Here is a 21,716-nt window from a genome sequence, read left to right on the forward strand (position 1 = left end):
ATCGACATCAACTTTGATTGACAGTCCGCTTTCGCGGGCAAGCCTCGCTCCTACAGAGGATCTACTCCGAGTCAATTGGGGGGCCACTCCATCAGCAGCCCACCGCCAATTCTCCAGCCAATACGGTAAACTTGCGCCATTGCTGTCTGGAGCTATTTATGCGCGAAGAGTTGAACCAAGGCCTGATCGATTTCCTCAAGGCCTCCCCTACCCCGTTTCATGCCACCGCCAGCCTTGTTCAGCGCCTGGAAGCGGCGGGCTATCAGCGTCTCGACGAACGCGAGCCCTGGACCACTGAAGCCAACGGCCGTTACTACGTCACCCGTAACGACTCTTCGATTGTCGCCGTCAAAATGGGCCGTCACTCTCCCCTGCACGGCGGTATCCGCCTGGTCGGCGCCCATACCGACAGCCCGTGCCTGCGGGTCAAACCCCAGCCGGAACTGCAACGCCAGGGTTTCTGGCAACTGGGTGTCGAAGTGTATGGCGGCGCACTGCTGGCTCCGTGGTTCGACCGCGATCTATCCCTGGCGGGCCGCGTGACCTTCCGCCGCGACGGCAAGGTCGAGAGCCAGCTGATCGACTTCAAGACGCCGATTGCGATCATTCCGAACCTGGCCATTCACCTCAATCGTGAAGCCAACATGGGTTGGGCGATCAACGCCCAGACCGAATTGCCGCCGATCCTCGCGCAGTTCGCCGGTGACGAGCGCGTGGACTTCCGCGCCGTGCTCACCAATCAACTTGCTCTCGAACATGGCCTGAACGCCGACGTGGTGCTCGACTACGAGCTGAGCTTCTACGACACCCAGAGCGCTGCGGTCATCGGCCTGCATGGCGACTTCATCGCCGGTGCGCGCCTCGACAACCTGCTGTCCTGCTACGCCAGCCTGCAAGCGTTGCTGACGGCTGAAACCGACGAAACCTGCGTACTGGTCGCCAATGACCACGAAGAAGTCGGATCCTGCTCGGCCTGTGGCGCTGACGGCCCGATGCTGGAACAGACGCTGCGTCGCTTGTTGCCCGAAGGTGATGAATTCGTACGCACCATTCAGAAATCCCTGCTGGTCTCGGCCGACAATGCCCACGGCGTACACCCCAACTACGCCGACAAGCACGACGCCAACCACGGCCCGAAACTCAACGCCGGCCCGGTGATCAAGGTCAACAGCAACCAGCGTTACGCCACCAACAGCGAAACCGCCGGGTTCTTCCGCCATCTGTGCATGGCCGAAGAAGTGCCGGTGCAAAGCTTCGTGGTGCGCAGCGACATGGGCTGCGGCTCGACCATCGGCCCGATCACCGCCAGCCACCTGGGCGTGCGCACCGTGGACATCGGCCTGCCGACATTCGCCATGCACTCGATCCGCGAGCTGTGCGGCAGTCATGATCTGGCGCACCTGGTGAAAGTGCTGAGCGCGTTCTACGCCAGCCAAGAGCTGCCGTAATCCCTGTAGGAGCCGGCTTGCCGGCGATGGCGTCCTTGAAATCGCTATCGCCGGCAAGCCGGCTCCTACACGTGTTAAAAACGCTAGACTTAAATTATCCCCTCCGACAAGGCAGTCGCTCATGATCTCGATGTCTTCATTTCACGCCATGCTGATCCCGATTCTTGCCGGGATGATCCTGCTGGCGATCGGCTTCAACTTCCGCGACAAGAATGCCGGCGTGTTCGCGATGTGGATCGGCATGCTGACCATCCTCGCTACCGTGGTCTTCAAGATCCTCGCCAAACTCAACGAATAAATCCTCGCCCTCGGCTCGCATTGATTTTGGCGGGCTCGTACACTCGGTCGACCTGCTCTTTTCAAGGTTGACCGCCTAGTGTTCGCTCGTCTTTTTGCCCTGCCCAGCCTTTTCCTCGTCTGCCTGATGGCGCTGCTGCCGGTCATGCCGGCCCAGGCCGTCGGTTTACCGAGCTTGCTCAACAGCTCGGCGAAAACCCAGCCCGAGGCGCAAGAACCCCTCGGGCAATCCCTCGACGAAGTCATCAAGTCACTGGAGAACGATCAGCAACGCAGCAAATTGCTGGCCGACCTGAAGAAGCTGCGCGACGCCACCAAAAAAGCCCAACCGGCTGCCGAAGAAGGCGTGTTGGGCCTGATTGGCGGCACGCTGGCCAATTTTGAAAAACAATTCTCCGGCGCTGACAGCCCGCTCACACGCTGGTCCGACGAGTTTGATCTGGCCAAGGAAGAACTGGCAGGGTTGGTGTTGCCGGCCAATGAATGGCTGCCGATCATCTTTGGCTTCGCCATGATTCTGATGGTCTGGAGCCTGCTGGCCGCCGCGCTGATCTGGCTCGGTCACCGGGTACGGATGCGCTTTGGCCTGACCGAAGAATTACCGCAGCATCCCAAGGCCCTCGACATGTTGCGCTTTGCCCTGCGCAAACTCGGGCCTTGGCTGATCGCCCTGGTGATGACCGTCTACATGACCTACGCCCTGCCCTCGTCATTGGGCAAAAGCCTGGCGATGGTGCTGGCCTATGCGCTGGTGGTCGGCACGTGTTTTTCGGCGATCTGTGTGATCGCCTTTTCCTTGCTCGACGGGCCACACCGCCACCGCGCCTTGTACATCCTGCGGCATCAGGCCTTTCGGCCGCTGTGGCTGATCGGCAGTTTTGCCGCGTTCGGCGAAGCCTTGAACGACCCGCGACTGGTCGCCAGCCTCGGCAGCCATTTGGCGCACACCGCCGCCACCATCGCCAACGTGCTGGCCGCGCTGTCTACCGGGCTGTTCATCCTGCGCTTCCGACGCCCCATCGCCCACTTGATCCGCAACCAACCGCTATCCCGGCGCCTGACCCGCCGCGCACTCAGCGACACCATCGAGATTCTCGGCACTTTCTGGTACATGCCAGCGTTGGTTCTGGTGGCCATCTCGCTGTTCGCCACGTTCGTTTCCGCCGGCGACACCAGCACCGCGTTGCGCCAATCGCTGATCTGCACCGTGCTGCTGGTGTTGTGCATGGTCATCAACGGACTGGTACGCCGGCATGCACTGAAACCGCAACGTGGCGTGAAGCGTCATGCACTGTATTCCGAACGTCTGAAAAGCTTCTTCTATACCCTCGCCCACTTGCTGGTGTGGCTGGCGTTCATCGAACTTGGCCTGCGGGTCTGGGGCATGTCGCTGATTGCGTTCACCGAAGGCGAAGGCCATGAAGTCAGCGTCAAACTGTTCAGCCTCGGCGGCACACTGATTTTTGCCTGGCTGATCTGGATCCTCAGCGACACGGCGGTGCACCACGCCCTCACCCGCTCGCGCAAAGGCCAGGCCAACGCGCGTGCGCAGACGATGATGCCGCTGATCCGCAACGTGCTGTTCGTGGCGATTTTCATCGTCGCGCTGATCGTCGCCCTGGCGAACATGGGCATGAACGTTACGCCACTGCTGGCCGGTGCCGGCGTGATCGGTCTGGCCATCGGTTTCGGCGCACAATCGTTGGTCGCGGACCTGATCACCGGGCTGTTCATCATCATTGAGGACTCCCTGGCCATCGACGACTACGTGGATGTCGGCGGTCACCTCGGCACTGTCGAGGGCCTGACCATTCGTACCGTGCGCCTGCGGGACATCGACGGCATCGTCCACACCATCCCGTTCAGTGAAATCAAAAGCATCAAGAACTACTCGCGGGAGTTCGGCTACGCGATCTTTCGCGTGGCGATCCCCTCGAACATGGACATCGATAACGCGATCAAACTGATGCGCGACGTCGGCCAGAAGATGCGCGCCGATCCACTGCAACGACGCAACATCTGGTCGCCGCTGGAGATTCAAGGGGTCGAGAGTTTCGAGTCAGGCAACGCGATTCTGCGGGCCCGCTTCAAAACCGCGCCGATCAAGCAGTGGGAAGTTTCCCGGGCGTTCAACCTGTCCTTGAAACGGCACCTGGATGAAGCCGGGCTGGATCTGGCGACACCGCGCATGAGTGTGCAGGTGGTCACGGCGGGTGGCGGCCCAATAGCCGATTAACCCTTGGCCACCTGTGGGAGCGAGCCTGCTCGCGATGGACGCACAGGCACCGCGCTCATTCAGACAGCACACGTAATCGTTCACGACCATCGCGAGCAGGCTCGCTCCCACAGGATCTGCGGCCCAAGACCGGCGGTATTTAACAAATCGCAGGTAAAAAAAATCCCCGAACCAGTCGGGGATTTTTTATGTTCGATCAATCAGCCCGGGGGCGGATCAATCTTCGCGATAGCGACGCAGCTTCAACTGCTTACCGGCAACGCGAGTGTCCTTCAGCTTGGTCAGCAGACGCTCCAGACCATCTTCCGGCAGCTCGACGAGGCTGAAGCTGTCACGCACCTGGATGCGACCGATCGCTTCACGCGCCAGACCACCTTCGTTGAGGATGGCACCCAGCAGGTTTTTCGCCGCGATACCGTCACGCGCGCCCAGCGCGGTACGGCAACGGGCACGACCTTCGGCCAATGGAACCGGAGCGCGACGCTCACGATCACCACGGTCCGGACGATCACCGGTGCGCTCTGGACGATCGCCACGCGGTGCGTTGTTCGGCACCAGTGGACGTTCTTTCTCGATTGCAGCCAGGGTCAGCGCCTGAGCGTTGGTCGCCTTGCGCAGCAGGGCAGCAGCCAGTGCACGCGGCGTGCAACCGATATCGGCAGTCAGGCGATCCAGCAGATCACCGTGAGTCGATTCAGCATCGCCAACCAGCGGCGACAGGCTGTTGGTCAGTTTCTTGATGCGGGCATCGAGAACAGCCTGAGCGTCCGGCAGGCGAACTTCGGCAACTTTCTGACCGGTTACACGCTCGATCACTTGCAGCATGCGGCGCTCACGCGGAGTCACCAGCAGCAGTGCACGACCTTCGCGACCGGCACGGCCAGTACGGCCGATACGGTGAACGTAGGATTCCGGATCGTACGGCATGTCAACGTTGAACACGTGAGTGATGCGCGGAACGTCCAGGCCACGAGCGGCAACGTCGGTCGCCACAACGATGTCCAGACGGCCATCCTTGAGGGAGTCGATCACGCGCTCACGCTGGTTCTGGGCAATGTCACCGTTCAGCGCAGCAGCTTTGTAGCCTTTGGCTTCCAGGGCGCTGGCCAGGTCCAGGGTCGCTTGCTTGGTGCGCACGAACATGATCAGGGCGTCGAAGTCTTCGACTTCCAGCAGGCTCAATACAGCCGAGGTCTTCTGGTCAGCGTGAACCAACAGGTGAGCCTGTTCGATCGCGGTAACGGTCTGAGTCTTGGTCTGGATCTTCACGTGTTGCGGATCGCGCAGGTGGCGTTCGGCAATGGCACGGATCGACTGTGGCAGGGTAGCCGAGAACAATACGGTCTGACGGGTTGGAGGCAAGGCCTTGAAGATGACTTCCAGGTCGTCCATGAAACCCAGTTTGAGCATTTCGTCGGCTTCGTCGAGAACCAGGTGGTTCACGGTCGACAGGACTTTTTCGTCGCGACGCAGGTGGTCGCACAGACGGCCCGGAGTGGCGACAACGATCTGTGCGCCATTACGGATTGCTTTCAGTTGTGGACCCATAGGGGCGCCGCCGTAAACGGCCACAACGGTAACGCCTGGCATTTGCTTGGCGTAGGTTTCGAAAGCGGTTGCTACTTGCAGCGCCAACTCACGGGTTGGCGCCAGGATCAGGGCTTGCGGCTCGCGCTTGGCAGGATCGATGCAGTGCAGGATAGGCAGGGCGAACGCAGCGGTTTTACCCGTACCGGTTTGCGCCTGACCAATCATGTCCTGGCCGGCCATGATGATCGGGATCGATTGCTGCTGAATAGCCGAAGGCTCTTCGTAGCCAGTCGCAATGACGGCTGCAAGGATATTCGGATTAAGATTAAAAGCGGCGAAGCCGCCGGTTTCCTGGGTCATGGGTCTGCCTCTAAGTGCATCCGCAAAGACCCATGCTCCAAAGCTGCGCATGCCGTGTAAGACTCAAGAGTCGCCCTGGCTGCTTTGTCGGCGGGGATTTGCGAAAACGAATGAATGAAAAAGATTCGTCAAGGGAGAGTCCGCTGTGCGGACGTGCAGCCGAAGCTGACTTCGGGGAATTGCGCTACCTAAACGCGGCCCGGTTAAAGGCCGGCGCGCACTATACCGGAATTCGCCCAAAAAGGGAGCATTATTTGTCGGAAAACTGACGGATACACCGTTGTGTCACAGGCTTTGCGGATAATCGTGCGACGGTCTATTTTTCAAAGGCCCGGCCCTGCTGGGGATGGCGCTAAAACGGTTCACCGTTGTGACTCGGACCTGCGGCCTCGCCTACCCCCTAAAACCCCTTCCCGTCCGAGGAATTGTTCGATGAATCAACCTGTTACCAGCCGTGTGACCTGTGAAAGGCGCGGCCATGTCCTGTTGATCGGCCTGGATCGGGTGGCCAAGCGCAATGCCTTCGACCTCGACCTGCTCAACGCACTCAGTCTGGCCTACGGTGAGTTCGAGGCTGACAGCGAAGCGCGGGTGGCGGTGGTGTTCGGCCATGGCGAGCATTTCACCGCCGGGCTTGACCTGATCAGCGCCAGTTCGGCCCTGGCCGAGGGCTGGCAGGCACCGCCTGGCGGTTGCGATCCGTGGGGCGTGTTCGCGGGTCCGCGAGTCAGCAAACCGGTGATCGTCGCCGCGCAAGGTTATTGCCTGACCATTGGCATTGAGTTGATGCTCGCCGCCGACATCAACCTCTGCGCCAGTAACACCCGGTTTGCCCAGAAAGAAGTGCAGCGCGGGATTTTCCCGTTCGGCGGGGCCACATTGCGCCTGCATCAAGTCGCCGGTTGGGGCAATGCGATGCGCTGGCTGCTGACCGGGGATGAATTCGATGCGCATGACGCGTTGCATCTGGGGTTGGTGCAGGAAGTCATGGCCAGCGAGGATTTGCTGCCCCGGGCGATTGAGCTGGCGGAGCGGATTGCCCGGCAGGCGCCGCTGGGGGTTCAGGCAACGTTGATGTCGGCGCGGCAGGCGCGTTATGAGGGCGAAACATCCGCGGCGCTGGGGTTGCCGCCGCTGGTGAAGAAGTTGTTGGCGAGTGAGGATGCGAAGGAAGGTGTGCGATCGATGGTTGAGAAGCGACCGGGCATTTTCAAAGGGGTTTGAGATTTGTGTCGCCCTTTACGGCCCCATCGCGAGCAGGCTCACTCCCACATTTGGAATGCGTCCCCCTGTGGGAGTGAGCCTGCTCGCGATGAGGCCCTTACAGACGACACATCAGGTCGCGGGGCGAATCGCCTTGATCAACGACTGCAACGAATACCCCAACCGTGGCGCCAGCCCTTCGGCCCGCGCAACCACCCCTTCCATGTCCAGCTCCTGATCCAGCTCCGACGGCACGAGCAGAATCACGTTGCCCTCCTTCACCGGCAACTCCCAGTAATGCCGGTGATAGAGCCCACGCAACAGCGCCGCGCCCAACGGCTTGCCATCATCGGTGGCCCACTGGTTGATCACCAGCCAGCCGCCCGGATTCAGGCGTTTCTGACAGTTTTCCAGAAAGCTCCAGGCCAGATGCCCGACACCCGGCCCGACATCGGTATAAAGGTCGACGAAAATCAGGTCGGCCGGCTCGGCGGTATCGAGCAGCTCCAGCGCATCGCCGACGCGGATGTACAGCCGCGGATCGTCATCCAGCCCCAGGTATTCGATGGCCAAGCGCGGCACGTCGGGCCGCAGCTCGATGGCTTCGACATCTTCCAGCGGCAAGAACTTCAGGCAAGCCTGGGTCAGCGTGCCGGCACCGAGGCCGAGGAACAGCGCGCTTTCCGGCTGCTCGTGGCACAACGCGCCGATCAGCATGGCACGGGTGTAATCGTATTCGAGCCAGCTCGGGTCGGCGGTGAACACGCAGCTCTGTTCGATGGCATCACCGAACTCGAGAAAACGGTAATCGGCCACTTCCAGCACGCGAATCACGCCGAACTCGTCCTGTACCTCGGCGAGCAGATGCTCGACGCGCTCCTCAGTCATTTCGTCTCCAGATCGTCACCGGGCCCGGCAACGCAATGCAATGCACCGCAACATCAGGCGGCAAAAGCGCGATTGTCCGCGAAGCGACGGGAACAGGTCACGCACTAATTTGCTGATAACATGAACGTCCGAGCGTAAAACAACCGAGACCGTGATGAGCCAACCCTGGAGCCCTGACAGCTGGCGCGCCCTGCCGATCCAGCAACAACCCCACTACCCCGACGCGGCGCATTTGCTGCACGTCGAGCAAACCCTGGCGAGTTATCCGCCGCTGGTGTTTGCCGGTGAAGCCCGGGAGTTGCGACGTCAGTTTGCCGAAGTGACCCAGGGCCGCGCATTTCTGTTGCAGGGCGGCGATTGCGCCGAAAGCTTCGCCGAGTTCTCTGCCGCGAAAATCCGCGACACCTTTAAAGTGCTGCTGCAAATGGCCATCGTCATGACCTTCGCCGCCGGTTGCCCGGTGGTCAAGGTCGGGCGCATGGCCGGTCAGTTCGCCAAACCGCGTTCGGCCAACGACGAAACCATCGACGGCGTGACCCTGCCCGCCTACCGTGGCGACATCGTCAACGGCATCGGCTTCGACGAAAAAAGCCGTGTGCCGGACCCGGAGCGTCTGCTCCAGTCCTATCACCAGTCCACCGCGACCCTGAACCTGTTGCGTGCCTTCGCCCAGGGCGGCTTTGCCGACCTGCATCAGGTGCACAAATGGAACCTGGACTTCATCGCCAACTCGGCGCTGGCGGAAAAATACAGCCACCTCGCCGATCGCATCGATGAAACCCTGGCATTCATGCGCGCCTGCGGCATGGACAGCTCGCCACAACTGCGCGAAACCAGTTTCTTCACCGCTCACGAAGCGCTGCTGCTGAACTACGAAGAAGCCTTCGTGCGTCGCGACAGCCTGACCAACGATTACTACGATTGCTCGGCGCACATGTTGTGGATCGGCGACCGCACCCGTCAGCTCGACGGCGCTCACGTCGAGTTCCTGCGCGGGGTGAACAACCCGATCGGGGTCAAGGTCGGCCCGAGCATGAACCCGGAAGACTTGATTCGCCTGATCGACGTGCTCAACCCGGACAACGATCCAGGTCGCTTGAACCTGATCGCACGGATGGGCGCGAACAAGGTTGGCGATCATTTGCCGCAACTGATCCGCGCGGTGCAGCGTGAAGGCAAGCAAGTGCTTTGGAGTTCCGATCCGATGCACGGCAACACCATCAAGGCCAGCAGCGGCTACAAGACCCGCGACTTTGCGCAGATTCTTGGCGAGGTGAAGCAGTTCTTCCAGGTGCACGAAGCGGAAGGCACCTATGCCGGCGGCATTCACATCGAGATGACCGGGCAGAATGTCACCGAGTGCATTGGTGGTGCGCGACCGATCACCGAGGACGGGTTGTCGGATCGGTATCACACCCATTGCGACCCGCGGATGAATGCGGATCAGTCGCTGGAGTTGGCGTTTTTGATTGCCGAAACCCTGAAGCAAGTCCGTCGGTAAACCGTGTTGCGCCCATCGCGAGCAGGCTCGCTCCCACATTGGACCGTGTCCGACAGGACAACTCGGTCAACTGTGGGAGCGAGCCTGCTCGCGATGGCATCAGTTCAGACACCACCAATACCGGCCAATGCCACCCGCAACCGCCCCGCACTCTCCCGCGGGCAATTCAATTGCACCCGCTCCAACCCCAGCCAATCCGCCATCCGCCGCAAATTCACCGCCAACGCCAGCATCCCTTCCTCATCCAGCCCCGGCTCTTCCTCATGCACTGCATGCACCGCCAACCGCCCCAACGCCCGCTCCGCACGCAAATCCACCCGCGCAGCAATCCGCTCGTTGTATAAAAACGGCAACACGTAATAGCCGTAGACCCGCTTGTCCGGCGGCGTATAAATCTCCAGCCGATAGCGAAAATCGAACAAACGCTCGGTACGACTGCGCTCCCAGATCAGCGAATCGAAGGGTGACAGCAAGGCACTGGCCTCGACCTTGCGCGGCACTTTCGGCTCTGGCAAACAAAAGCCCGGTTGCCGCCAACCCTGGACTTCACAGGTCAGCAGCTCCCCGGCTTCCACCAGCTCCGCAAGGCGCGGACGCGCATCACCCGGGCTGAGCCGGAAGTAATCGCGCAGGTCCTTTTCCGTCGCCACACCCAAGGCGTTCGCGGCGTGCTGCAGCAACCCGCGCTGGGCCTCGTCCTCCGCGAGCAACGGTTGCTGCAGAATCGCCGCAGGAATCACCCGCTCGGGCAAATCATAGAGCCGCTCGAATCCTCGCCGCCCGGCCACGGTCACTTCCCCGGCGGCGAACAACCATTCCAGCGCATGCTTTTCTGCGCTCCAGTCCCACCACGGCCCTGCCCGCTCCTGACGGGTCGAAAGGCTGCCGGCGCCCAGCGCGCCGAGCTCTTCAACCGAGGCCAGCACCCGCCGGACAGTGTCCTGTTGCTCACGCCCGAAACGTGCCAGTTGCTGATAGATATCTTCGCCACGACTCGCGCGCTGCATGCGCCAGCGCATCAACGGGTACATCGACAGCGGCAGCAACGAGGCTTCATGACCCCAGTATTCGAACAGCGTACGTCGCCGGCCCGAACTCCAGGCAGCCTGGTCGAGCAAGTCGGGTGAGTAATTGCCGAGGCGGGAAAACAAAGGAAGGTAGTGCGAACGCACCAACGCATTGACCGAATCGATCTGCAAGATGCCCAGCCGCTCGATCAGGCGATTGAGCTGCACCGCTTTGATCGCCGCTGGCGGCTGGCGCCCGTTGAACCCTTGGGCGGCCAGCGCCAGGCGTCGAGCCTGTTTGATGGAAAAGGACAGCGTTGCGGGCATGAACATCTCCTTGTCTGCTCGCAACCTACCTCACCGGGAGACGGTTTGTGTAGTTGTGGCTTACTCATTTGTGCATCGGGTCATCCCAGAATGGGCGGACGGTTTCGTGCTCGACATCCGCACGACTGAGCCCGATGTCCTTCAACGCTTCGTCGCTCATGCCCGCCAACAACTCGCGTTCACGGTGCAATTCGTACCAGCGACTGATCTTGTGCAGCAAATCCGAGACGACGTGGATGGAATGTTTCTCTACCTCGACATAACCTTTTTGACCTTTCATCTTGTTGCCCTCCGTTTGGGATGGCTCAAGTGTCACGCCAAGGCTAAGATCAATCCAACGAATGTTTCTTATGCAATACATCTCGGAGATTGATGTATGTCCGCCTTCCCAAGTATCGACACCGAAGTGCTGCGCACCTTTGTGGCTATCGCCGATCAGGGCGGTTTCACCCGCGCAGGGGAGCTGGTCAACCGTACGCAATCCGCCGTCAGCATGCAGATGAAGCGGCTGGAAGAGGACGTGTTGCAACGCCAACTGTTCCAGCGCGACGGCCGCCAGGTGCGGCTGACCGCTGAAGGCCAGGTGCTGCTGGGTTACGCCCGGCGCATCCTCAAGTTGCACAGCGAAGTGTTCAACACCCTGCGCGAACCGCACATGGTCGGCACGGTGCGGATCGGCACGCCGGACGATTACGTGATGCGTTTTCTGCCGGGGATTCTGCGGCGATTCGCCCAGTCATATCCGCTGATCCAGATCGAGGTGCACTGCGAATCATCAAAACAATTGCTGCTACGCCAGGATCTGGATTTATCCATCGTCACCCGCGAGCCGGGCAACGAGATCGGCCAGTTGCTGCGCAAGGAACGTTTCGTCTGGGCCGAAGCACAATGCTACAGCGCCCACGAGCAGACACCGTTGCCGCTGGCGATGTTCAACAGTGATTGTTTCTGCCGGCTGTGGGCCTGCAATGCGCTGGACGCGATGGGTCGCGACTACCGCGTTGCCTACAACAGCTCAAGCCTGTCGGCGATCATGGCGGTGGTCAGCGCCGGCCTGGCCGTCACCGCACAACTGGAAAGCCTGATCACCCCGGACATGCGCATTCTCGGTGACGCCGAAGACCTGCCCTTGCTGCCTGAAGCCAGCATCATGCTGGTGCGCAACCTGCACAATCCGTCACCGATTACCGAATGCCTGGCCGAGCACATCGTCGACGGCTTCAAACTTTAAACGCGAGCATCACCGCGCACAGCACCAGGAAGCCACAGAACAACCCGCGCAGGAGGCGCTCCGGCATGGCATGGGCGATCTTCACGCCCCAACTGATGCTCAGCAGTCCACCCACGGCCAACGGCACGCCGATCATCCAGTCCACTTGATGATGCACGGCATAAGTGACCAGCGTGACGCCCGTGCTGGGTAATGCCAGTGCCAGCGACAACCCTTGGGCCACCACTTGGCTGGTGCCGAACAGGCTGGTCAGCACCGGTGTTGCCACCACCGCCCCGCCCACGCCAAACAATCCGCCCATGGTCCCGGACGCCGCGCCGAGCACACCCAGCCATGGCCAGGCGTAATTCATCTGCGAAGAAGCCGGCGCATTGGCGTAGAACATTCGCAACAGGTTGTAGGCCGACAGCGCGATCAGGAAGGCGACAAATCCGATGCGCATGGTTTGCGCATCAATACCCACCGCCCAGATGGAGCCGATCCAGGCAAAGCAAAAACCCATCGAGGCCAACGGCAGCGCGTGGCGCATTTCGATTTTGTTGCGCTGGTGATAGCGCCATAGCGCCAGCATCACGTTAGGGACGACCATCACCAGCGCAGTGCCCTGGGCAATTTGCTGATCGAGACCGAACAACACGCCAAGCAACGGAATCGCGATCAGACCGCCGCCAATGCCAAACAAGCCGCCGAGGGTTCCCAGGGCTGCGCCAAATACCAGGTAAATCAAAAACTCGATCACGGCCGATTTCCTTTTATCTCAGGCCATTCATCCTACGCAGTCGGCGCTGGCGGGGAAACGCACAGCAACGCACAATGGCTGTGCCAACTTCGCATAAGCATTGATACACCATGAACCCTAATCAATTGACCGAACAACTCGGCCTGTTCCTCGACGTGCTGGAAACCGGCAGCTTTTCCGCTGCCTCTCGCCGTCATCCACTGACCCCATCGGCCGTGGCGCGGCGCATCGATAGCCTGGAAAGCGCGGTCGGCAGCCAGCTGTTCATTCGCAGCACCCATGCCGTCCGCGCGACTCCGGCCGGCGTGGCGTTTGCCGAGCGTGCGCGGCGGATCGTGGCGGAATTGCAACTGGCCCGCGCCGAGGCAGTGTCCCTGAGCAGTGCGCCGGAAGGCTTGATCCGGATCGACGCGCCCGCCGCGTTCGGCCGACGGCATCTGGCGCCAGTGATCGCTGATTTTCTGATGCTGTACCCCGGCCTCGACGTGCAACTGCACCTGATCGACAGTTTTGTCGACATGCAGGGTTTGAATCTGGGCAAGGTCGATCTGGTGCTGCGCGCCGGGCAAATGGCCGACACCCGGCTGGTGGCCACGCCGCTGGCGAGCATGGTGCGCATCGCCTGCGCCAGCCCCGCATACCTGCAACGCCGTGGCGTGCCGACCGACCCGGCGCAGTTGAGTGATCACGACGGCCTCGACTGGGATGGCCTGGCGCCGCCATTTGCCTGGCGTTTCGAGCAAAACGCAGAAATGCATTTGCATCGTCCCGGGCGCATCCGCATGAGCGCCAACAATGCCGAGGCACTGGTCTGCGGTGCGCTGGCCGGGCTCGGTATCGCGCACTTGCCGACCTGGCTGACCAGCGAATACCTGTTGCGCGGCGAACTGCTGCCGCTGTTCTGTGAACACGGCCTGCCACCGCCGGAAACCACCGGCATCTATGCGTTGCGTCTGGAGCAGCAACCCAACCCGAGGAGTCGTTTATTGCTGGAGTACCTGAAAGTCCGCTTCAGCCCTGTCCCGCCATGGGATCTGGCGCTGCGAACCAATCTGGACCGGCACTAGGTCAAAATTATCTGGCGCATTAAAGATTCGCCCGCTAGATTCATGAAGATCACTGATCAAGGCTTTGAGATGAACACCGAACGCGACACCACGGATAACTGCGACGACCTGCTGCTGGACAACCAGGCCTGCTTCGCCCTGCATTCCACTTCACTGCTGATGACCAAGGTCTACAAGCCGCTGCTGCAAGCGCTGGGCCTGACCTATCCGCAGTACCTGGCGATGATGGTGTTGTGGGAACGGGACGGTTTGACCGTAGGCGAAATCAGCACGCGCTTGCTGACCGATCCCGGCTCGCTGACCCCGTTGCTCAAGCGCCTGGAAGTCGAAGGCTTGCTCAGCCGCACTCGCAGCCGCGAGGACGAGCGAGTGGTGATTGTCGAGCTGACTGAACAGGGTCGCGCGTTGCGGGACAAGGCGCGCGGCGTGCCCCAGTGCATCCTCGGCGCCAGCGGCATGACGCTTGAGCGGTTGCAGAAACTGCAAGCGGAGCTGCAAGTGCTGCGTAGCAATCTGCAGGACAGCCTCTAAGCGATCACCTGATAGATCGCGTTATCGTTCTTCGCGGGCAAGCCTCGCTCCTACAGGTCATGTGCGGTCTGTAGGAGCGAGGCTTGCCCGCGAAAGCATCCTCGACGCCACAAAAAATTCCTGCCTGTCACTCCCACACCAAAGCCTCTACATCAAGCCTCTCCCCGCCGAATGCATACCCTGCGCATGCTTTCAGGAAAACTTTTTTCAAAATTTATCTTGCGCACTAAATATTAGCGCGATACATTCATCTCGCACTTACTTAGCGCGCAAACATTTAGCGCAAATCATCCAAACCTGAAACGAGGCCTACATCATGCAAACTCTCTACACCGCAATCGCAACCTCCACTGGCGGCCGTGACGGTCGTGCGGTTTCCAGCGACAACATCCTCGACGTCAAACTCGCCACTCCGAAAGAACTCGGCGGTGCTGGCGGCGCGGCCACCAACCCGGAACAACTGTTCGCCGCCGGTTACTCGGCCTGCTTCATCGGCGCACTGAAGTTCGTTGCCAGCCAGACCAAACGCAGCATCCCTGCCGACGCCTCGATCACTGCCCACGTCGGCATCGGCCAGATTCCTGGCGGCTTCGGTCTGGACATCGACCTGCACATCAGCCTGCCGGGTCTTGAACAAGCCGATGCGCAAACCCTGGTCGACGCGGCCCACCAGGTCTGCCCGTACTCCAACGCCACCCGCGGCAACGTCGAAGTGCGCCTGCACGTGACCGTCTAACCGTCGACTCCAAGACCGAACAGGAAACGAACATGAACACTTTCAGCAAAGTCTTGACCGGCACCCTTCTCGCCCTGTCCATCCACAGCGCATTCGCGGGCGAGGGGGTTGAACACAACACCCAGGCGTTCCTCGATGTCCTGAATGCCGGCACCGGCAAACCGATGGAACAGCTTTCACCGAAAGATGCCCGGGCCATTTTGGTCGGCGCGCAAGCCGGGGTGAAACTGACGTTGCCAAAAGCAGACGTCAGCCAGAAGACCATTCAAGTCGACGGCCAACCGCTCAGCCTGACCATCGTCCGGCCGGCCGGGGTCAAAGGCGAGCTGCCGGTGTTCATGTTCTTCCACGGCGGCGGCTGGGTGCTGGGGGACTTCCCGACCCACGAGCGGCTGGTTCGGGATCTGGTCACGGGTTCGGGGGCGGCGGCGGTGTTCGTCAACTACACCCCTTCGCCGGAAGCGCATTACCCGGTGGCGATCAACCAGGCTTACGCGGCCACTAAATGGGTGGCCGAGCACGGCAAAGAGATCAACGTCGATGGCAAGCGACTGGCCGTGGCCGGTAACAGTGTCGGCGGCAACATGGCGGCCGTGGTTGCGCTGATGGCCAAAGACAAAGGCACCCCGGCGATCAAGTTCCAGGTGCTGTTGTGGCCGGTGACCGATGCGAGCTTTGAAACCGCGTCTTACAACCAGTTTGCCGAGGGGCACTTCCTCACCAAAAACATGATGAAGTGGTTCTGGGACAACTACACCACCGACGCCAAGCAACGTAACGAGATCTACGCTTCACCGCTGCGGGCGACCACCGCACAACTCAAGGGCTTGCCACCTGCGCTGGTGCAGACGGCCGGGGCTGATGTGCTGCGCGATGAAGGTGAAGCCTATGCGCGTAAACTGGATGAGGCGGGTGTGCCGGTCACGGCGGTGCGTTACAACGGCATGATTCACGATTATGGTTTGCTGAACGTAGTGAGCCAGGTGCCAGCGGTTCGCTCCGCAATGCTGCAAGCGTCCGAAGAACTGAAGCAACACCTGAAGAAATAACACCGCCCCCCTGTAGGAGCGAGGCTTGCCCGCGAAAGCGGTGTGTCAGAAAAGACGCCTTCGCGGGCAAGCCTCGCTCCTACAGGGGCTGGTGTGTAGTTTGCAGGCACAAAAAAGCCCGACTCAATGGTCGGGCTTTTTCATTCCTGAAGCAGTGCTTATTTAGCACGGCCTTTGTAGGAACCGCCTTCGCGGGTATCGATCTCGATCATGTCGCCGATTTCGATGAAGTCAGCAACCGACAGCTCGGTACCGTTCTTCAGTTTGGCAGGCTTCATTACCTTGCCGGAAGTGTCGCCGCGAGCGGAACCTTCGGTGTAGTCAACCTGACGCACGATAGTGGTCGGCAGTTCTACGGAAACCAGACGCTCTTCGAAGAAGATCGCTTCGCAAACATCGGTCATGCCTTCTTCAACGAAAGGCAGAACGGCTTCGATGTCTTCAGCGTTCAGCTCGTACATGGTGTAGTCGGTGGTGTCCATGAACGTGTAGGTGTCGCCGCTGATGAAGGACAGGGTCGCTTCTTTGCGGTCGAGGATTACGTCGTCCAGTTTGTCGTCAGCGCTGTAAACGATCTCGGTCTTGTAACCGGTCAGCAGGTTTTTCAGCTTGGTCTTCATGATCGCGCTGTTACGACCGGATTTGGTGAATTCAGCTTTCTGAACCAACCATGGATCGTTTTCGAGACGGATCACGGTACCGGGTTTCAGTTCTTTACCAGTTTTCATTGCGAATATCCGAATTTGGATGGGATTTACAAAAATCTAGGCCGCGTATCATATCCAATTTAGGTAAAACTGTACCAGCGCTGCGGCAAGATCAGCCTGCAAAGCCTGTTCCAGACACCACGCTTCGGCGTGTTTTTGCAGTTCTGGCCAGTGTTTACGGGTCGTAGCCCAATGGTCGGACATATCATGCCCGGCATTCCACTCTCGCCAAAGACCGCTGATCGCCTCGCGGGCAGGCGCAGACAGGCCTTTTGTGTAGAGCGTGAGGAAGGCTTCGAGCTTGTCCAGATGAATGTCTTCGTCCTGCCGATAGATGTGCCAGAGCAGCGGCCGCCCTGCCCATTGCGCGCGGACAAACGAATCTTCGCCGCGCACGGCGTTGAAATCGCAGCACCAAAGCAGGTGATCGTATTGATCCTGTCGGACGAACGGCAGCACTTGCACGGTCAATGACTCGCGCACATGCACCGCGCCAGCCGCCAAACCCTCGACACCGAGCCAACGTTCGACATCACCGAGAATCCGCCCTTCGGGCACCAGCAGATGCGTGGGCACTGGATCGGCGGCCAGGACATCCAGCCAACTGGCCAGGCCGGCATTTTCGTAGGCGAACAGCGAAATCAGCTGCGCGCCTTGCGCACGATCAATCCCTAAACCTTGCAGGAATGCGCGCTGAGCCTCGGGATCTTGCTGAAATTGCCGACGCCGCTCCAGCAATCCGCTTTCACGCAGCAAGCCACCGGTGCCCTTTTGGAACCCCGGAAAGAAAAAGAATTTCTGCACATTTTTGTACTTCACCGACGGCAAGCCGTGGCAGCCAACGACCCAATCCTCTGCGCTCAGGTAGTCGAGGTTCAACCACAGTGGCGGCTTCTCCCGCGCCGCCATGGCCTCCATGTAAGCACTCGGCAACTGGCAGGCGAACGCGGCGATCACCACATCAGCCGCGTCAGTCGACTGCCAGTCGGCCGTCCACTGGCGCACCTCGACCCCCTCCTGCCACTGCTGTGGAAGATTGAGATCAATGGCTGGGCACAAACGCTCGAAGGCCCGCAAATCATCGACCCACAAACGCACGTCCATCGCATGTTCGGCCACCAATTGGCGGGCCAGGCGCCAGGTCACACCGATGTCGCCAAAGTTATCGACCACGATGCAAAAAATATCCCAGCGCCTGCGGTTTTTCATTTGAGGCATTTCAGGCATTCCAGGCTCCCGTTGGCAAAGGCGCCGATTGTCCGCATAAATTACCCCGTGCAGAAGAGCCGACGGCGATTAATCTTCATGCGACAATCGCCACTCGCCCGCGACCACCCGCCAGGAGGCAGTCATGCCCTACCGTCCCAATCCGCGCCGCCGCTTGCCGATCCAGCTTAATGCCCTGCAACTGACGGGCAGTATCGCCCTCGGATTGTGGCTGGGTTTCCTCGCGATCGCACTGACCTGCTGGCTCGCCTCGCGCCTGTTGTTCAGCGAGCAACTGGCGCCCGTCGCGCAAGCGGTGGAGCAATTGGCCAAGCCGCCGGTAGTGGTGCAACCGGTGCCGGACATTCCGCCGCAGAGCCCGATTTTCCAGCAGTACGAAGAGAACCTGCGCAAGAACGAACAGGCACAACGGCTGGATCAGGCGCGCAGCAGCAACCGCAATCTGTCGAACCCCAATTGCCAGTTCTGGCTGCAACAGGACCGCACCGCACCGAGCGAAAAAAGTCGCGCTAATGTCCTGCAATTCTGCGATTGATCATGAATAAGCAAACCGTCCACCAACTGATTATCGACAAGCTGCGGATCGATCTCGACATTGCCGAGCGTGCCGCGCAAACCGCTTACGAAACGGCGACCCACGAAGAAAACATCGCCGAAAACAAGTACGACACCCTGGGCCTGGAGGCGTCATATCTGGCGGCCGGGCAGGCAAAGCGCGTGGAGGAAATCAGGCAGTCACTGACGCTGTGCCAGAACCTGACGCTGCGGCCTTATGACGACCAGCGCGGCATTGAAGTCGGTGCCCTGCTCGGTCTCGAAGACGAAAAGGGACGTGAGCAATGGCTGTTCCTGGCGCCCGACGCGGCAGGTTTGAAGGTCGATCTGGTGGGGCAGTGGATTACCGTCATCACCCCTCGCTCGCCGCTGGGCAAAAGCCTGCTGGGCAAGTTCGAGGGGGACGAGGTGGAGATTCTGGTGGCGGGTGCTCGGCAACAGTTTTCTGTTACCGAGGTGGTTTAGCGGGAGATCAATGAACCGGCAGTTCGACGCCGTCGAACAGCTCTTCCAGTTCCTGCTTGTTGTGGCACTGAATGGCTTTGGCCATGACTTCGCGGGTCAGGTGCGGGGCGAACTTCTCGATGAAGTCGCACATGAAGCCACGCAGGAAGGTGCCGCGACGGAAACCGATTTTGGTGATGCTGGATTCGAACAATTCGCTGGCATCGAGCACCACCAGGTCATTATCGAGCTTGGTATCGACCGCCATTTTCGCCACGATGCCCACGCCCAACCCCAGGCGAACGTAAGTCTTGATCACGTCGGCGTCGGCGGCGGTGAACACCACTTTCGGCGTCAGGCCGCGATGGCTGAAGGCTTCGTCGAGTTTCGAACGGCCGGTGAAACCGAACACATAAGTCACGATCGGGTATTCGGCCAGCGCTTCGAGGGTCAGCTTCGACAGCTTGGTCAACGGGTGGCCCTGAGGCACGACCACGCAGCGGTTCCAGCGGTAGCACGGCATCATCACCAGATCACCGAACAGCTCCAGCGCTTCAGTCGCGATGGCGAAATCGACGGTGCCGTCAGCAGCCATTTCGGCGATCTGCATCGGCGAACCCTGGTGCATGTGCAGCGCAACGTCCGGGTATTGCTTGATGAAATTGCTGATCACCGGCGGCAACGCATAACGCGCCTGGGTGTGCGTGGTGGCGATCGACAGGGTGCCTTTCTTCTCGTTGGAGAATTCCTGGGCGATCTGCTTGATGCTTTCAACCTTGCGCAGGATCTCGCCGGCGGTGGTGATGATGCGCTCGCCGGCCGGGGTGACGCGGGTCAGGTGCTTGCCGCTGCGAGCAAAAACCTCGACGCCCAATTCGTCTTCCAGCAGACGGATCTGCTTGCTGATGCCCGGTTGCGAGGTGTAAAGGCTTTGGGCTGTAGCGGAAACGTTGAGGTCGTGGTGCGCCACTTCCCAGATGTAGCGCAATTGTTGAAGCTTCATATGAATCCCTCAAAGCAGGTAGACGCCACGGGCATCAGCGACGGTATATAACTATATTAATGGTTTGAAGAATAAATCTAGAACTTTTTTATCAAACTGCCACTATTCGTGTACTAGCGGTCCCCTTGGCGACGGCGTTCCACCAGCGGCACCAGATAGACCGGGACCCGAGCCAACTGCAACACCCGCGCTGCGGTCCGCCCCAAAGGCGTTTCCGCGCCAGCACCATGGCTATGACTACCTACGATCAACAAATCCACGGAGAGTTTCTGCGCCTGTTCGAGAATCACCTGCGACGGATCGCCCTGAAGCACCCGCACCGCTTGTATCCGCTCCAGATCCTGCTCCCCTTCATCCCCCAGTTCTTCACGAAAACTGTCGAGCACGCGCTGCTCGATATTGGCGATCACGGTGTTCAGGCCCTGACTGTGAAACTCGTTCAGCGCCTGCTCATCGAGGTAACTCTGAAGCACCGATTCGGCAAACAGCCCCATGGGTTCAACCGCGTGCACCACATACAGGTCGGCATTGAATGTTCGAGCCAGCTCCAGGGCATGCTGCATCACCAAAGGGGCGTACAGGCCGAGGTCAGTGGCATAGAGCATCGAACGAATCATATGACCTCCTCGAGTGCCAACATGGCGGAGATTGATTCAGCTTAGCAGTGCCTTGGCGAGTGCGACGTCCCGCGTAACGCGTTGAACGGCGGGCTTAAACCTTTTGCTCATTGCTTATGCCATGCGGCACATGGCCGGTAGCGACCACCTCGCGAGCCAACTCGCAATGGCCGGCCTGATCGTCGAAAAACACGTCAGCGGCAAAGGCTTCAAGGAAAGCGGACTTGGTCAGGCCACCCAGAAACAGCGATTCGTCCAGACGAATATCCCACTCGCGCAGGGTCCGAATCACCCGCTCATGAGCCGGTGCGGAACGCGCGGTGACCAGCGCAGTACGGATCGGACAGTCGTCCTCCGGGAACTCGCGCTGCAACAGATTGAGTGCCGCGAGAAAGCCTTTGAACGGCCCTCCACGCAAGGGCTCGCGGGCACTTTCGCGTTCGCTGGCCTGGAACGCTTCAAGGCCGCCCGCCTGATAAACCCGCTCCGACTCGTCGGAAAACAGCACGGCATCACCGTCGAAGGCAATCCGCAACTCATCACTGGCCGCACGGCTGGCGCCGCCCGACAGAATGGTCGCCGCCGCGAACCCGGCATCCAGTGCGCTGCGCACGTCTTCGGCATGGGTCGAGAGGAACAGGTCGCAGCCAAACGCCTTGAGGTACGGATACGGGCTGCGCCCGCCGACAAATGCCGCGCGCGAAATCGCCAGCCCGTAATGGTGAATCGAGTTGAACACCCGCAGCCCGGTGTCGGCACTGTTGCGCGACACCAGGATCACCTCGACCCTGGCGCGGCCGAGGCTGGCGTTCAGGTTCAGGAGTTTTTCAACGAGAGGGAATGCGTCGCCGGGCTCGAGGATTTCGTCTTCGTGTTCGATCTGATATTGCCGATAAGCCTCGACGCCGCTCGACAGATAAACCTTGTGGCTTTCGCTCAGGTCGAACAGCGCACGCGAAGAAATCGCCAGTACCAGCTTGTCGTCAATCGTCTTTGCCATGCCCTTCCCCCTC

General features: G+C 60.2%; 22 protein-coding genes. 12 read left to right on the forward strand and 10 right to left on the reverse strand.

What is annotated here, in order from left to right:
* Positions 1–158: 158 nt before the first annotated feature.
* The 3 genes from KGB24_RS23910 (at position 159) to KGB24_RS23920 (ending at position 3,981) form a co-directional block, all read left to right on the forward strand.
* Positions 159–1,448: a M18 family aminopeptidase gene (locus KGB24_RS23910; protein WP_223414385.1), complete on the forward strand. Its 1,290-nt coding sequence runs from the start codon at positions 159–161 to the stop codon at positions 1,446–1,448.
* 130 nt (positions 1,449–1,578) lie between these two features.
* On the forward strand, positions 1,579–1,746 hold the full coding sequence (locus KGB24_RS23915; RefSeq protein WP_162130712.1) for a hypothetical protein: 168 nt from the start codon (positions 1,579–1,581) through the stop codon (positions 1,744–1,746).
* Positions 1,747–1,824: 78 nt separating this feature from the next.
* Positions 1,825–3,981, forward strand: coding sequence for a mechanosensitive ion channel family protein (locus tag KGB24_RS23920; RefSeq protein ID WP_223414386.1), 2,157 nt, complete (start codon positions 1,825–1,827; stop codon positions 3,979–3,981).
* A 216-nt stretch (positions 3,982–4,197) separates the two neighbouring features.
* Here KGB24_RS23920 and KGB24_RS23925 read toward each other — a convergent pair whose 3' ends face one another.
* Positions 4,198–5,871 (reverse strand): DEAD/DEAH box helicase, encoded by a 1,674-nt coding sequence (locus KGB24_RS23925; protein WP_008031432.1) that lies wholly within the window; start codon positions 5,869–5,871, stop codon positions 4,198–4,200.
* 432 nt (positions 5,872–6,303) lie between these two features.
* On the opposite strand from KGB24_RS23925, the gene KGB24_RS23930 reads away from it, so the two are divergent.
* Positions 6,304–7,095 (forward strand): crotonase/enoyl-CoA hydratase family protein, encoded by a 792-nt coding sequence (locus KGB24_RS23930; protein WP_223414387.1) that lies wholly within the window; start codon positions 6,304–6,306, stop codon positions 7,093–7,095.
* 111 nt (positions 7,096–7,206) lie between these two features.
* Here the strand turns inward: KGB24_RS23930 and KGB24_RS23935 are convergent, their stop codons facing one another.
* Positions 7,207–7,962, reverse strand: coding sequence for a spermidine synthase (locus KGB24_RS23935; RefSeq protein ID WP_008031427.1), 756 nt, complete (start codon positions 7,960–7,962; stop codon positions 7,207–7,209).
* Positions 7,963–8,116: 154 nt separating this feature from the next.
* On the opposite strand from KGB24_RS23935, the gene KGB24_RS23940 reads away from it, so the two are divergent.
* Positions 8,117–9,463 (forward strand): class II 3-deoxy-7-phosphoheptulonate synthase, encoded by a 1,347-nt coding sequence (locus tag KGB24_RS23940; RefSeq protein WP_008031425.1) that lies wholly within the window; start codon positions 8,117–8,119, stop codon positions 9,461–9,463.
* A 104-nt stretch (positions 9,464–9,567) separates the two neighbouring features.
* Here the strand turns inward: KGB24_RS23940 and KGB24_RS23945 are convergent, their stop codons facing one another.
* Positions 9,568–10,797 (reverse strand): winged helix-turn-helix domain-containing protein, encoded by a 1,230-nt coding sequence (locus KGB24_RS23945; RefSeq protein ID WP_223414388.1) that lies wholly within the window; start codon positions 10,795–10,797, stop codon positions 9,568–9,570.
* Positions 10,798–10,861: 64 nt separating this feature from the next.
* A complete protein-coding gene (locus KGB24_RS23950) occupies positions 10,862–11,077 on the reverse strand; it encodes a DUF1127 domain-containing protein (RefSeq protein ID WP_008031420.1) in 216 nt (71 codons plus the stop codon).
* 96 nt (positions 11,078–11,173) lie between these two features.
* On the opposite strand from KGB24_RS23950, the gene KGB24_RS23955 reads away from it, so the two are divergent.
* Complete coding sequence (locus KGB24_RS23955; protein ID WP_008031417.1) at positions 11,174–12,028, forward strand: LysR substrate-binding domain-containing protein; 855 nt, start codon at positions 11,174–11,176, stop codon at positions 12,026–12,028.
* Here the strand turns inward: KGB24_RS23955 and KGB24_RS23960 are convergent.
* The gene (locus KGB24_RS23960; RefSeq protein WP_223414390.1) at positions 12,018–12,767 is read right to left on the reverse strand and encodes a sulfite exporter TauE/SafE family protein; all 750 of its coding nucleotides are present in this window, start codon (positions 12,765–12,767) and stop codon (positions 12,018–12,020) included. The two genes, KGB24_RS23955 and KGB24_RS23960, sit on opposite strands and share 11 nt — an antisense overlap.
* A gap of 110 nt (positions 12,768–12,877) precedes the next feature.
* Here KGB24_RS23960 and KGB24_RS23965 point away from each other — a divergent pair, with 110 nt between their 5' ends.
* The 4 genes from KGB24_RS23965 (at position 12,878) to KGB24_RS23980 (ending at position 16,150) form a co-directional block, all read left to right on the forward strand.
* Positions 12,878–13,834, forward strand: coding sequence for a LysR family transcriptional regulator (locus KGB24_RS23965; RefSeq protein ID WP_008031414.1), 957 nt, complete (start codon positions 12,878–12,880; stop codon positions 13,832–13,834).
* Positions 13,835–13,903: 69 nt separating this feature from the next.
* A complete protein-coding gene (locus KGB24_RS23970; RefSeq protein ID WP_008031411.1) occupies positions 13,904–14,365 on the forward strand; it encodes a MarR family winged helix-turn-helix transcriptional regulator in 462 nt (153 codons plus the stop codon).
* A 316-nt stretch (positions 14,366–14,681) separates the two neighbouring features.
* Positions 14,682–15,101, forward strand: coding sequence for an organic hydroperoxide resistance protein (locus KGB24_RS23975; protein WP_008031409.1), 420 nt, complete (start codon positions 14,682–14,684; stop codon positions 15,099–15,101).
* A gap of 32 nt (positions 15,102–15,133) precedes the next feature.
* On the forward strand, positions 15,134–16,150 hold the full coding sequence (locus KGB24_RS23980) for an alpha/beta hydrolase (RefSeq protein WP_192227302.1): 1,017 nt from the start codon (positions 15,134–15,136) through the stop codon (positions 16,148–16,150).
* A 158-nt stretch (positions 16,151–16,308) separates the two neighbouring features.
* Here the strand turns inward: KGB24_RS23980 and KGB24_RS23985 are convergent, their stop codons facing one another.
* On the reverse strand, positions 16,309–16,878 hold the full coding sequence (locus KGB24_RS23985; RefSeq protein ID WP_007943632.1) for an elongation factor P: 570 nt from the start codon (positions 16,876–16,878) through the stop codon (positions 16,309–16,311).
* 48 nt (positions 16,879–16,926) lie between these two features.
* Positions 16,927–18,084 (reverse strand): elongation factor P maturation arginine rhamnosyltransferase EarP, encoded by a 1,158-nt coding sequence (gene earP, locus KGB24_RS23990; RefSeq protein ID WP_223414391.1) that lies wholly within the window; start codon positions 18,082–18,084, stop codon positions 16,927–16,929.
* 124 nt (positions 18,085–18,208) lie between these two features.
* Here earP and KGB24_RS23995 point away from each other — a divergent pair, with 124 nt between their 5' ends.
* Both KGB24_RS23995 and KGB24_RS24000 read left to right on the forward strand, forming a co-directional pair.
* A complete protein-coding gene (locus KGB24_RS23995; protein WP_008031402.1) occupies positions 18,209–18,619 on the forward strand; it encodes a hypothetical protein in 411 nt (136 codons plus the stop codon).
* 2 nt (positions 18,620–18,621) lie between these two features.
* Positions 18,622–19,104 (forward strand): GreA/GreB family elongation factor, encoded by a 483-nt coding sequence (locus KGB24_RS24000; protein ID WP_008031400.1) that lies wholly within the window; start codon positions 18,622–18,624, stop codon positions 19,102–19,104.
* Positions 19,105–19,111: 7 nt separating this feature from the next.
* Here the strand turns inward: KGB24_RS24000 and cysB are convergent, their stop codons facing one another.
* The 3 genes from cysB to KGB24_RS24015 all read right to left on the reverse strand — a co-directional run bounded on the left by cysB (position 19,112) and on the right by KGB24_RS24015 (position 21,703).
* Entirely contained in the window at positions 19,112–20,086 is a 975-nt protein-coding gene (cysB, locus tag KGB24_RS24005) for an HTH-type transcriptional regulator CysB (RefSeq protein WP_008031398.1), read from the reverse strand.
* 113 nt (positions 20,087–20,199) lie between these two features.
* Complete coding sequence (locus tag KGB24_RS24010; protein ID WP_008031396.1) at positions 20,200–20,703, reverse strand: universal stress protein; 504 nt, start codon at positions 20,701–20,703, stop codon at positions 20,200–20,202.
* A 94-nt stretch (positions 20,704–20,797) separates the two neighbouring features.
* Complete coding sequence (locus KGB24_RS24015; RefSeq protein ID WP_008031392.1) at positions 20,798–21,703, reverse strand: 5'-nucleotidase; 906 nt, start codon at positions 21,701–21,703, stop codon at positions 20,798–20,800.
* Positions 21,704–21,716: the final 13 nt, after the last annotated feature.

Origin of the sequence: Pseudomonas sp. BF-RE-25 (genome assembly GCF_019956105.1) — a bacterium.
Classification (GTDB): domain Bacteria; phylum Pseudomonadota; class Gammaproteobacteria; order Pseudomonadales; family Pseudomonadaceae; genus Aquipseudomonas; species Aquipseudomonas migulae.